At 33.9% G+C, this 12110-nt stretch carries 13 protein-coding genes; 12 read left to right on the top strand and 1 reads right to left on the bottom strand.

What is annotated here, in order from left to right; genetic code table 11:
• Positions 1–4: 4 nt before the first annotated feature.
• Positions 5–709, bottom strand: a complete 705-nt coding sequence (locus tag IPM56_10380; GenBank protein ID QQS34669.1) for a hypothetical protein — start codon at positions 707–709, stop codon at positions 5–7.
• A gap of 128 nt (positions 710–837) precedes the next feature.
• Between IPM56_10380 and IPM56_10375 the strand changes: the two genes are divergently transcribed.
• The 12 genes from IPM56_10375 (at position 838) to IPM56_10320 (ending at position 12109) form a co-directional block, all read left to right on the top strand.
• On the top strand, positions 838–1164 hold the full coding sequence (locus IPM56_10375) for a YbaB/EbfC family nucleoid-associated protein (protein QQS34668.1): 327 nt from the start codon (positions 838–840) through the stop codon (positions 1162–1164).
• 1 nt (position 1165) lies between these two features.
• A complete protein-coding gene (gene recR / locus IPM56_10370; GenBank protein ID QQS34667.1) occupies positions 1166–1762 on the top strand; it encodes a recombination protein RecR in 597 nt (198 codons plus the stop codon).
• 76 nt (positions 1763–1838) lie between these two features.
• Positions 1839–2417, top strand: a complete 579-nt coding sequence (locus IPM56_10365) for a hypothetical protein (protein ID QQS34666.1) — start codon at positions 1839–1841, stop codon at positions 2415–2417.
• Complete coding sequence (locus tag IPM56_10360) at positions 2417–2938, top strand: hypothetical protein (GenBank protein ID QQS34665.1); 522 nt, start codon at positions 2417–2419, stop codon at positions 2936–2938. Before IPM56_10365 ends, IPM56_10360 begins: the two co-directional genes overlap by 1 nt.
• A 228-nt stretch (positions 2939–3166) precedes the next feature.
• Positions 3167–3856 carry a hypothetical protein gene (locus IPM56_10355; protein ID QQS34664.1) on the top strand — a complete coding sequence of 230 codons (690 nt, stop codon included), beginning with the start codon at positions 3167–3169 and terminating at the stop codon, positions 3854–3856.
• A 314-nt stretch (positions 3857–4170) separates the two neighbouring features.
• Positions 4171–5565 carry an SLBB domain-containing protein gene (locus tag IPM56_10350; GenBank protein QQS34663.1) on the top strand — a complete coding sequence of 465 codons (1395 nt, stop codon included), beginning with the start codon at positions 4171–4173 and terminating at the stop codon, positions 5563–5565.
• A gap of 3 nt (positions 5566–5568) precedes the next feature.
• Entirely contained in the window at positions 5569–6726 is a 1158-nt protein-coding gene (locus IPM56_10345) for a hypothetical protein (GenBank protein QQS34662.1), read from the top strand.
• Positions 6716–7657 carry an SDR family oxidoreductase gene (locus IPM56_10340; protein ID QQS38284.1) on the top strand — a complete coding sequence of 314 codons (942 nt, stop codon included), beginning with the start codon at positions 6716–6718 and terminating at the stop codon, positions 7655–7657. The genes IPM56_10345 and IPM56_10340 overlap by 11 nt, the downstream gene beginning before the upstream one ends.
• A gap of 20 nt (positions 7658–7677) precedes the next feature.
• Positions 7678–9216: a polysaccharide biosynthesis C-terminal domain-containing protein gene (locus tag IPM56_10335; GenBank protein QQS34661.1), complete on the top strand. Its 1539-nt coding sequence runs from the start codon at positions 7678–7680 to the stop codon at positions 9214–9216.
• A complete protein-coding gene (locus IPM56_10330) occupies positions 9213–9965 on the top strand; it encodes a class I SAM-dependent methyltransferase (GenBank protein ID QQS34660.1) in 753 nt (250 codons plus the stop codon). Before IPM56_10335 ends, IPM56_10330 begins: the two co-directional genes overlap by 4 nt.
• Positions 9962–10951 carry a GHMP kinase gene (locus IPM56_10325; GenBank protein QQS34659.1) on the top strand — a complete coding sequence of 330 codons (990 nt, stop codon included), beginning with the start codon at positions 9962–9964 and terminating at the stop codon, positions 10949–10951. The genes IPM56_10330 and IPM56_10325 overlap by 4 nt, the downstream gene beginning before the upstream one ends.
• A 39-nt stretch (positions 10952–10990) precedes the next feature.
• The gene (locus IPM56_10320) at positions 10991–12109 is read left to right on the top strand and encodes a GDP-mannose 4,6-dehydratase (protein ID QQS34658.1); all 1119 of its coding nucleotides are present in this window, start codon (positions 10991–10993) and stop codon (positions 12107–12109) included.
• The last annotated feature ends 1 nt before the right edge of the window (position 12110 follow it).

The raw sequence follows: 12110 nt of genomic DNA, 5'->3' as shown, positions 1-12110 counted from the left end.
TCTTTCAGGAACTCGTTAATTGGAACAGGTGGTCAGTATATTTTTTAACTTCAGAAGGTGTTGAAATTTTAAAGGGATTAACTGCTTTTGAATCTTTTTCATTCGGCAGAAGTTTGACACTTAAAGGGGTAAAATCATTAACCAGAAAAAGTTTGTTATCAACTTTACCAAACACACAAATAAATTCAGCAAGTGTTTCGCCACGACGTTCAAAAAAGGCTTTTAAAACCGCATTAACTTTAGAACAAATGCGTCCTATCAGTTTAATATCATCATACGTACATAAGTCAAAAGCTATAAGATGGCTTTCTGTAATTATTGAATCCTTTCCGCCATTTAAATGATATTCAAATATCGGGAGTGATAACTGCGTTCCTTCTTTTAACGAAAATATTTTAGAAGTTCTTTTATCCGTTACATTAAGGATTTTAATAACAAACGGTAGTTGAGTGTATTTTAATAGTTTAAGTGTAGTTTTTCCCTGTACTTTATGAAAAGCAATTGGAATATGATACTCTCTTAAATATTCAAAAAAATAAGAGTTTATGGCGGCAAATTTCTCTGCTATTCCTTTTACCTTAACTTTTTTATCACCATTTAACTGGATTGAGTCGGTGTATTCAACGGCAGTAAAATTTTCTCCGTCGAATGGAAAGGACTTTAAAGGATTTTCGCCCGCATTCTGTGCGATGTTTTGTTTAAACTCCAAATGTTCCTTGTTAAAATTTTGCCGTGAAATTATGAAATTAAAGTGTATAAAGTCAAATCAATATGTTATATTTGAGCCAAAATTAAGTAAAAACAAGCAATAAACTTGACCAACAGGAGGATTACCGGATGAAAGGTGGAATGCAGGGAATGCTGAAACAGGTGCAAAAAATGCAGGCTGAGATGAAAAGAGTACAGGATGAGCTGGGAAATCTCACCGTTTCTGAAGAAGCTGGAGGAGGAATTATTAAGGCAACAGCTAACGGAAATAAAGAGCTTATTTCAATAGAAATTGACCCGCAGGTTATTAAAGCGGACGAAAAGGAAATACTTGAAGATCTGGTTGTTGCGGCTGTAAATAAAGCATTATCATCAGCAAGTAAGTTAGCTGAAGAGGAAATGGCTAAAGTGACAAAAGGTATGATTCCTCCCGGATTAAATATTCCCGGATTTTAATGTGCAGATAGCTCAGCCATTATTAATTGCGATTGATGAACTTAGCAAGTTGCCGGGAATCGGTAAAAAAACTGCACAAAGGCTTGCGCTTCATTTATTAAAAGGTGAAGAATCTGAAGTACAAAATCTTTTGATTGCAATTAAAAATCTTAAAGATAAAATTCAGTTTTGTTCAAGATGTTTTAATCTATCAGAATTTGAACTTTGTGATATTTGCAATAATCCTAAAAGAGACAATTCTTTACTTTGTGTTGTTGAGGAAGCCAGTGATGTTATTGCAATTGAAAAAACACACGAATATTCCGGATTATATCACGTGTTAGGCGGAGTACTTTCACCGTTATCAGGAATAACACCGGAGTCACTAAAAATAAAAGAACTGCTTAAGCGTTTTGAAGTTGAAGAAATTAAAGAAGTTATACTTGCAGTTAATCCCGATACCGAAGGTGAAACAACATCGTTATATCTTGCTAAATTAATCAAACCGCTCGGGATAAAAGTCTCAAGAATAGCTAGAGGTATACCTATCGGTGGAGACCTCGAATTTTCAGATGAAGCTACAATCGGAAGAGCAGTTTCAGGTAGAATTAGTTTGTAAGATTTAGAACAAGTATATGGTTATGTCAACAAATTTGACCGGAAACATTGTCCTTCAATTTGTATAATTATATCAGATGAAAAAATATCTCCTCATATTTTCAATGTTATTGTTTACTTCTTGTGATTTGTTTGATACCCGTGATGCAGAACAGCCCGACCAGGGACGATCAACATTCGAACAAGCTTTTGAACCGGGGATAGTAATTTCAAATCTGATAAATGCTTTCAATGATAAGAACGCTGAAAACTATCTTGCTTGTTTTGTTGATTCAGCATTTACAGATAAAGAGTTTCTGTTTCTTCCGACAAGTTCTGCTATATCGCAATTTCCGGTTCTTTCTGAAGATTGGACAAAGAGAGAGGAAGAAGCGTACTTTAATAATTTAAAGGTAAGGACAGAACAAAATATTCCTGTAACACTTTCTTTTTCAAACCAGGTTGAAAATCCTTTAGGTGATAGTCTGCAGTTCACTGCTAACTATATATTGAATCTGCCAAACAACTCCGGCTTACCAGTGAATTATCAAGGCGATTTAATTTTCAACATGATAAGAGACTCAAGATCTGTTTGGGTAATTTATTATTGGCAGGATATAAAAACGTCAACTGAATTACCTGGATGGAGTGAATTAAAAGGCTGGCTGGCAAATTAATGTCATCTGCAAAAAAAATATCAGGTTTATTGATTCTTATTTTTGTGGTTTATTCTTACGGATGTACAAATCCCTTTGCCCCCAAATTTGATGAGAATTCTTCTGACAATAATTCCATTCTAACAGATTTAAAAACAGTTGAAGGTGTTTTCCAGAATTTTCAGTATGCTTATACTTTTAAGGATACAGCAATATATGGTGAGTTAATAAGTCCGGATTTCATTTTTACATATCGTGACTATGACGCAGGATTCGATGTATCGTGGGGAAGAGATGAAGAGATGAAAACCACCTACGGCTTGTTCAATAATGCTCAGCGGTTAAACCTTATATGGAATAATGTTGTTATTTCTTCACAGGATTCAGCCACAGCTAATATCGTAAGAAGTTTTAATCTTACAGTGACATTTAACCCAACCGATGTGATACGGCTGGATGGCAGAGTTAACCTGCTGCTCGTAAAGAATAGTTCAACAGAAAAGTGGGCTATTGTGCGTTGGGTTGATGAATCTAATTTCTGAAACTTTGTTTAACTTAGTTCATAATTTTTTATCAATTAATTTTAGACTGTATTGATTTTCTTTTTCTGGATACGCGAATCAATAAAAATAATCGGCAGAGCAAAGCTTTCATTTATTCTGTCTCTGATCTCAACAACTATTTCAGTTATCTTGATTATTGCTTCCATAACCTCTTTTCAATTATCAGATGCGCTTAAGTCCAGATTAACAAGGAACCTTACGATTAATATGTTCCTTAAAGACAATATTGCTTCAGAGCAGGTTGCATCACTTCAGGATTCATTACAACAAATATCATCAGTAAAAAAAGTTAAGTATATAAGTAAAGAAAAAGCTGCTGAGATATTCATTCAACAGACGGGAGATGATTTTAGAAAAATACTTGACTATAACCCTTTGCCGGCGTCATTCTCAATTTCGATCGGAGAAGAAGCACTATCAAATGACTCCTTAAATACGTTGTTGACCCGCTTAAAAAAAATCGATTCGGTAGATGAGGTTGTTTATCAGCAGGAGTTCATTTCTGAATTAATAAAGTATCTGGATTCTTTTAAAAAATATTTACTGCTAGCTACGGCGGTATTAATCCTTATTTCATTGTATGTAGTTTATAGTACGATAAAATTAATTATCAGTTCGAAGTACAGTGAACTCGAAACAATGAAACTTGTTGGGGCTAAACTATCAACAATAAAACTCCCGATAATTTTTAATGGACTGATTGTAGGGCTTATTGCCGGGATACTGTCAGCAGCATTTTATTTTCTAGTTACCAGGTATGCAGGCGGACTGATAAGTCTTGAAAAGTATTTTGATATGAATAATGTATTTTATTTAGCAGTAGCAATAGGAAGCGGTCCGCTTCTTAATCTGCTTGTTAGTGTAATCGCTTTAAGGAAAATCTCCCTTAAAATTTGAAGTAAGAGCATTATTTTGTAATTTTTCGCCCGCTAAAATTTAGCTGAATACAATTTATCAGACAGTTGTCATTAGCATTTAAATATTGAACAATATCTTTCATAAAATAAACTACTGTGAAAAATAAATTAATCCTTTCCGTCATATTATTCCTTTTGATTTGCAACATCCCGATTTATAGTCAGTTATTTCCTGATTACAAAGAAAGATCATTTTCCGCAAAAACTGATTCCTTATTGCTTTCCACATATAAGTTAGAAGCTACTGAAGGGAGTATAAACCCGGATGAATTTTTTGTTGGTCCCGGAGACAAAATGTTTATCTCTATACGCGGATTAGAAGAAGCAATATTTAACCTTGTTATTGATCAGGAAGGATTCCTTTATATTCCTAAAGCAGGTGGAATTGATTTAAATCATTGCACACTTTCTATGGCAAGAAATAAAATAAAGAATGGAATAAATAAAAATTATAGAAATGTTGAAGTATATATTTCCTTAGCGGACTTCAGGAAAATAAAAGTATCATTGTTAGGTGATGTTGAAAAACCATCCACATATACACTAAGTGCCAACTCAAGATTGATTGATCTTGTTGTAATTTCAAAAGGATTAACACCTACCGCAAATTACAGAAACATCAAAATTACATCGCGGGATAAAAATGAAAAGTATTATGACCTCCTATCTTTTCTCCGTTATGGTAATAAAGAGAATAATCCATATCTGAAAGAGGGAGACATAGTTCTTGTTGACAGGATAGATGAAGTTGTTTCCATATACGGAAGGATAAAATATCCAGGCAAGTATGAATTTGTTGAAGGCGAATCAATCTACAACTTATTAGAACTTGCAGGAGGATTGTTAAGCAAAGCAAGAATTGATTCAATTGAAGTAATGAGATTCAGCGATGATGGGAAACGACAAATAAGTTATTACTATTCTTTTGAAGAACTAAAAAATAATCACCTGAAATTAAACAGGCAGGATTTAATAACTGTTAGAGAAATCCCTGACTACCTTGTAGATAGATATGTTAGAATAGACGGATTTGTAAAATATCCCGGGTTTTATAAAATAATAAAAGATAGCACTACGCTTACGGATATAATTAAGGAAGCAGGCGGTTTCAAGAAAGAAGCTTCATTAACGGAAGCTACATTAACAAGAACTCAAGGCATTGCTGATGAAGATCCCGAATTTGAAAGACTAAAATTAATTCCGCGTGCTGATATGACTGAAGATGAATATGATTATTTAAAATCCAAATCTCGTCAAAAAACCGGAAGAGTTGTTGTGGACTTCGTTGCATTATTTGAAAATGCTGATCTTTCTGAAGATGTTGTTCTAAAAAAGGAAGATGTTATCAACATTCCAGAATCAAAAAACTATATCATTATGTTGGGACAAGTGATAAATCCTGGAAAATTAATCTATCACGAAAATCTTACTATAGAAGATTACATTCAGCTTGCAGGAGGTTTCGGCTGGCGCGCACTTGAAAATGATGTGCGTATTATTAAAGCAAGAACGGGCGAATGGATTGATGCAGATGATATTGAAATTCTGGAACCTGGTGATACTATCTGGATACCTGAGGATCCACCAGGACCTAAATTTTGGGATGTCTTTACAACTTCACTACAAATTCTTGGACAGGTTGCTGCGGTCGTAGCTGCAACTATAGCAGTCATTGTTGCATCGAGGTAAATCATGACATATCACGACATGCTTCACACAATAATTCAATATAAAAACCAGATTCTAAAAATTACGGTTTTAACTACAATATTTTTATTTCTGATTTTATATTTCATTTATCCCGTGTCCTATCGTGCGCCTGTTACTGTTCTTCCGCCTGAAAAAAATTCTTCAATGGGAGGTTTGAGCAGTCTGCTTTCTGGTTCCGGATTTACTGATTTGTTAACCGGCGGACTGAACAGTGCAACATCACAGCTTTACGCCGAAATTTTAAGAAGCCGTTCAGCTTCCATTTATGTAATTAATAAACTCGGAATACAGAATTTGTATGATGAAGAAAATTTATATAAGGCAGCTCAACAGCTTAGCGGAGATCTGGAAATAGAAATAAACAAGGAAGGTTTGATAAAACTTAATGTAGAAGTGAAAACGAAATACATTCCAATGATTTTTGGCGAAAATGAGGAAAAGAAAAATCTATCAGCAAAGATCTCAAACGCGTTTGTCGAAGCACTGGATAAGATTAATCGCGAGAAACTCAGTTCAAAAGCAAAACGTGCAAGAGTTTATATTGAATCACAATTGACACTAACAAAAGCAAACCTTGATTCAGTTGAAACTGCATTAATGGTTTTTCAAAAAGAACATAAAACTATTTCTCTTCCCGAGCAATTGAAAGCTGCCATCGAAGCTGCAGCAGAATTAAAAACGGAAATGATTAAGAGTGAAATTGAACTTGGATTAGCCCAGACAAATTTCAGAGAAGATGATAAAACAGTTATAGCTTTAAGAAAGAAGATAGAAGAACTGCGTGAACAGTATAAAAAAATGGAAGTAGGAAATGAGGATTACTTACTCGCATTTAAAGAAGTCCCGGAATTAGCGAGAACTCTTGCCAAACTTGTGCGCGATGTCAAAATTCAGAATGAAGTTTATCTTATACTGCAGCAGCAATATTACAAAGAGAAAATTCAGGAGAACCGTGATCTGCCGACTGTTGAAGTTCTTGATGAAGCAATCCCTCCATTGCGGAAATCCAGCCCAAAAGTTGTGTTCTCATCCATAGCCGGAGCAATTTTTACATTCGTTTTTATGAGTATGATTTTCATCTTTAAAGAAAAGAAAAATTACGAACTGAAAAAACTGACCGGAGGCAAAGATATTGTATAAGTATACTGCTGTTGTCGCTGGTGGTGCCGGTTTTCTTGGCTCACATTTATGTGACCGCCTATTAGCAGAAGGGCTAAAAGTAATTTGCATCGACAATCTCATTACAGGGAATATTGACAATATCTCACATCTGATTGGAAATGAAAATTTTGAATTTGTAAAACACGATATAACAAACTACACTTACTTACCTGGTAGGATTGATTACATTTTACATTTTGCATCTCCTGCAAGTCCCATTGATTATCTTAAACTTCCGATTCAGACTTTAAAGGTAGGTTCATTAGGTACGCACAAAGCTCTTGGGCTGGCAAAAGAAAAGAAAGCAAGATTCTTACTTGCCTCAACATCTGAAGTTTACGGCGATCCTGTTGTACATCCTCAAAGTGAGGAGTATTGGGGAAACGTAAATCCCATTGGTCCCCGTGGAGTTTATGATGAAGCAAAAAGATTTGCTGAAGCACTAACGATGGCATATCACAGGTATCATGGAGTTGATACAAGAATTGTAAGAATATTCAATACGTATGGACCAAGAATGCGTTTGAATGATGGTCGTGCATTACCAGCATTTGTCGGTCAGGCATTAAAGGGTGAGGATATTACAGTGTTTGGTAATGGTTCTCAGACGAGAAGTTTTTGTTATGTTTCAGATCAGGTTGATGGCATTTACAAACTGCTTATGTCTAATGAAGTAGAACCTGTTAACATTGGAAATCCGGATGAAATAACCATCTTACAATTTGCTGAGGAAGTAATTAAACAAACGGGTTCCAAAAGCAAAATTATTTTTAAAGAACTTCCTGTTGATGACCCTCAAACACGTCAGCCAAATATTGAAAAAGCAAAAAAAGTATTGGGATGGGAACCTAAAGTTGATCGGCAAAAAGGACTGGAAAAAACGATCAAACATTTTATAGAAATTCTATAGTTGCTTTTTGACCAATCAAAATGAAAACAAGTAAATTCACTTCAACAGTTTCCGGCGCCGCTATTTTTATAGCTGTAGTTTCAATACTATCAAAGGGTCTAGGTTTTTTACGGGAAATTCTGTTTGCGGGGATTTACGGATTATCGACAGAATTTGATATTTATCTTATCGGTGCTGTCATTCCGCTGACTATAAATACAATAATCTTGTGTATAGGTCAAAACTACTTTATACCAACTTACAATAAGGCGAAGAGTGACAATACAATAAATCTAAATGTTTTTGTCAGAACTAATTTTTACTTATTCATTGTCGCCGGTTTGGTTTTAGCATTAATACTATATATGAATAGAGAAAATATTCTCGATCTTTTCTTAGGCGGTTCAGAACAAAATATTATTCAAACTACTAACCATGTTTTTATTTTGTTCTTACTCTCAATTCCAATCACTGCCGGAATATCTATTTTAATTGGCTATCAACAAAGTAATCATGAGTTCAGGTATTCAATTATCTCAAACATTATTCCAAACATAACAGTTTTATTTTTTGTTTATTTTTGGGGAAGTGATATGATAGTTGCAATTCCAATCGGTTTTATTGTTGGTAACTTAATACAGATTAGTTACTTGATGTTTAGTTCAAAAGAACTTTTTACAAAAGTTAATGCTTCGATTTCACAATTGACATTGCTGTTAAAAAGCAGTTTGAGCAGTATTTTAATAGTAGTCCTCATAGAAAGTATTGGTCAGCTTTATTTGATTTCGGATAGGTTATTTTATGAATCAATAACTGAAGGTGGAATTTCTGCGTTGAGTTATGCGCAAACTATTTTTTTCTTACCTATCTCTATTCTCACAATATCACTTTCCACAGCAATTTTCCCTAAGTTTTCAATTTTATACCAAGAAAAAAAAAAGGAAGAATTAGAGAGAATATTCAGTACAGGTATCCTTATCAGTGTTGGGATTTTCGTGCCTATAATGATTCTTTTCATTTTCTATGGGGATACAATTACTAAGATATTTTTTGAGAGGGGGAAGTTTTCCTTTATCGATACTGTAAAAACTTCTGATGTTCTGTCATATTATGCATTCGGCATAATCTTCTATTCTATCTATGGTGTTATTAATAAATTATTATATAGCATAGGAATGATAAAAAAATTATTGCTGATTACAATTATAGGGATAGTACTCAAAATAATATTAAATATTATCCTTGTGGAACAATATGAACAAAATGGATTGGCTGTGAGTACCACATTAAGCTATTTATTCTTTTTTGTCACATCGTTTTTTATTGTTAATAAAAACATCTTGAATAGTAAAAGAAAAGTTTTTATTCCAAACCTTGTTTATTACTCGGTGAATGCCTTAGCTGCTTTTATTTTTACAAAAATATTTGTTCAGTTTATGCAAGCTTTTCATATAGGTACGTTTTACGAAATAATAATATTTATAACTGTCTATTCAACGAATTTATTTATAGTTAAAAGCAATTTGTTGAACATATTTTCTTCGATCATTAATAATTTTTCTATGTCTTACAAATCATGACTGAAAAAAAATATGATTTCCGTAAACAGCTTTATGATGCTTATGTAACGACATTTAAAAATTATATAAGTAATGAAAACAATTATTCAAATGAATCACTGTTTGCAGGATATAAAAAAAGATATCTGAAATATCTCTCTGGATTTTCGAAGAATGCCTCTGTAATAGATATCGGTTGTGGTAATGGATTATTGCTTCAGTTTCTTTATAAGGAAGGATTTAACAATTTATACGGGATTGATATTTCTGATGAACAAATCAATATTGCAAGATCTAGAGGATTAAATGCTGATAGTTATGATGTGTTTTCATTTTTAACAGAACACAAAAAAAAATATGATATAGTTTTTGCAATGGATGTTATTGAACATTTATACAAAAAGGAATTGTTTGATTTTTTCAGGGGGATTCATTCAATACTCAACGAAAATGGTTTATTAATAATTCAAACTCCGAACGGTGATGGAATTTCCCCTAATCATATCATTTATGGAGATCTTACTCATCTAACGATATTTAATCCCAATTCTTTAAGCCAAATATTGCGATTAGTCGGATTCGATGAGATAAATAGTTTTGAAACTGGTCCTACAACAAAAGGATTTCTAAGTACTATAAGACTAATTTTGTGGAAAATCATCAGGGTTATTTTTATGGCGGTTAGAATTATTGAAACAGGTGGGTCAGAAAAAATATTAACACAGGATTTTACTTGTACAGCACGAAAAAGAAAGCCCGATAACAAATGATCATCTCACAAACCCCATTACGGATAAGCCTTTGCGGAGGCGGAACAGATTTTAAAGAATATTATCAGTTAAAGGAAGGATTTGTTGTCTCATCCGCGATTGATAAATATATTTTTGTCATTATCAAAGAAAGATTTGATGATCTCATTTATGTTAACTATACAAAAAAAGAAATCGTCAGTTCTGTTGATGAAATTCAGCACGAACTCGTGCGTGAAGTCCTGCGAAAGTCAAAGCTTGATAAAGGCATAGAAATTACAATGCTTGCCGATGTCCCTTCAGAAGGATCGGGTTTAGGTTCATCAAGCAGCTTAACAGTCGGGTTATTAAATGCTGCTTACCATTATAGAGGATTCCAGGTAACACATGAACAACTGGCAAAAGAAGCATGCGAAATCGAAATTGATACTCTAAAAAAACCTATAGGCAAACAAGATCAGTACATTGCCGCATACGGCGGGTTGAAAGCAATTAAGTTTAATAAGGATGAAACTGTCGAAACGGAAGCCATTGAACTTCCAACAAATTTAAAAAGAAAACTTGGAGCTAACCTTCTACTGTTCTACACTAACATTACAAGGAGCTCCTCAACAGTACTAACTGAACAGAAAAAATCTATAAGTGATAAGCTTGATTATCACGATTCAATAAAAAAATTAGCTTATGATACAGAAGGAAGTTTGTTGAACGGAAATGTTGATGATGTAGGCCGATTACTTTCTGAAAACTGGGACTTAAAGAAAAATTTATCCTCAAATATTTCAAATGCGGAAATAGATAAAATGTATTCAACCGCAATTAATGCAGGAGCAGTTGGAGGTAAAATTGCTGGTGCAGGCGGTGGGGGATTTTTGTTAGTATACTGTAAACGTGAGGATCATGATAAGTTGCGCGAAGCAATGCAGGATTATCGCGAAATGCCGTTTATGCTTGAACCGCAAGGAAGTAAAATAATTTTTAACTATAAGCGTTATGATCTTAAGTAGCATCAAAACATCTTTAGCAGCAATGGAGTGCATTCTTATATGAGTTTAGTTTTAGTAACAGGTGGTGCTGGTTTCATCGGCTCACATACAGTCGATAAGTTAATAAGTCTTGGTTATGATGTTAGAATACTCGATAACCTGCAAAAGCCGGTTCATTTAAAAGGAATGCCTGCATATCTTAATCCCAAAGCTGAGTTTATTCTCGGTGATATAAGAGAAAAATCCGTTCTGGAAAAAGCATTAAAAGATGTTGAATATATTTATCACCTTGCTGCTTACCAGGATTACCTTCCTGACTTCTCAACATTCTTTCATGTAAATGCAGTAAGTACTGCGTTGATATATGAAATTATAGTTGAAAAAAAACTACAAGTAAAAAAAATCGTTACTGCTTCATCTCAATTCGTTCAGGGAGAAGGTCTTTATAAAAAAAAGGATGGTAAATTAATTTCGCCATCTCAAAGACCAATTGAACAGCTTGAAAAAGGGGAGTGGGATTGGAAAGATGAAAATGGAGAGTTAATGGAATGGCAGTGGACTCCTGAATCTCACGCAAATCCGCCAAACGCTTATGCAATTTCAAAGTATTCGCAAGAGCTTACAACAATTTCATTTGGTAAACGATACTCAATACCTTCTGTTGCAATGAGATATTCGATTGTTCAGGGACCCCGTCAATCATTTTACAATGCTTATTCAGGAGCCTGTAGAATATTTAATCTTCATTATTTCTTTGACAAAGCTCCAACATTATATGAAGATGGTTTGCAGAAAAGAGATTTTATAAACATACATGATGTTGTTGATGCAAACATACTCGCGCTGCAAAATGATAGCGCAGATTATGAGGTATTTTGTGTAGGCAGTGGAAAAGATTATACGGTGAAAGAATTTGCTGAAGTTGTTGCAAAGGTACATAATAAGGAACATATCGTTGCGAAAATTCCTGGTGAGTTCCGGGTAGGCGACACAAGAAACACATGTTCGGATAATTCAAAATTAAAAAAGTTAGGATGGAATCCACATAGAACCATTGAAGATTCTGTTGTTGAATACTATGCCTATTTAAAGGAACAAACTGATATTGACGATATTTTAGAATACGCAGAAAAGACAATGAAACAGTTGAATGTAGTAAGAAAGGTTACTAAAAACTGAA

The organism is Ignavibacteriales bacterium, assembly GCA_016700155.1.
Taxonomy (GTDB): Bacteria; Bacteroidota; Ignavibacteria; order Ignavibacteriales; family Ignavibacteriaceae.
The sequence above is the reverse complement of the archived record's forward strand: the minus strand, read 5'-3'. Positions and strand labels throughout refer to the sequence as shown.

Coding starts and splice junctions, on each gene's coding strand:
- IPM56_10375 (QQS34668.1), top strand. CDS start 838: ATGAAAGGTGGAATGCAGGGAATGCTGAAACAGGTGCAAAAAATGCAG.
- IPM56_10365 (QQS34666.1), top strand. CDS start 1,839: ATGAAAAAATATCTCCTCATATTTTCAATGTTATTGTTTACTTCTTGT.
- IPM56_10360 (QQS34665.1), top strand. CDS start 2,417: ATGTCATCTGCAAAAAAAATATCAGGTTTATTGATTCTTATTTTTGTG.
- IPM56_10355 (QQS34664.1), top strand. CDS start 3,167: ATGTTCCTTAAAGACAATATTGCTTCAGAGCAGGTTGCATCACTTCAG.
- IPM56_10350 (QQS34663.1), top strand. CDS start 4,171: ATGTTTATCTCTATACGCGGATTAGAAGAAGCAATATTTAACCTTGTT.
- IPM56_10345 (QQS34662.1), top strand. CDS start 5,569: ATGACATATCACGACATGCTTCACACAATAATTCAATATAAAAACCAG.
- IPM56_10335 (QQS34661.1), top strand. CDS start 7,678: ATGAAAACAAGTAAATTCACTTCAACAGTTTCCGGCGCCGCTATTTTT.
- IPM56_10330 (QQS34660.1), top strand. CDS start 9,213: ATGACTGAAAAAAAATATGATTTCCGTAAACAGCTTTATGATGCTTAT.
- IPM56_10325 (QQS34659.1), top strand. CDS start 9,962: ATGATCATCTCACAAACCCCATTACGGATAAGCCTTTGCGGAGGCGGA.
- IPM56_10320 (QQS34658.1), top strand. CDS start 10,991: ATGAGTTTAGTTTTAGTAACAGGTGGTGCTGGTTTCATCGGCTCACAT.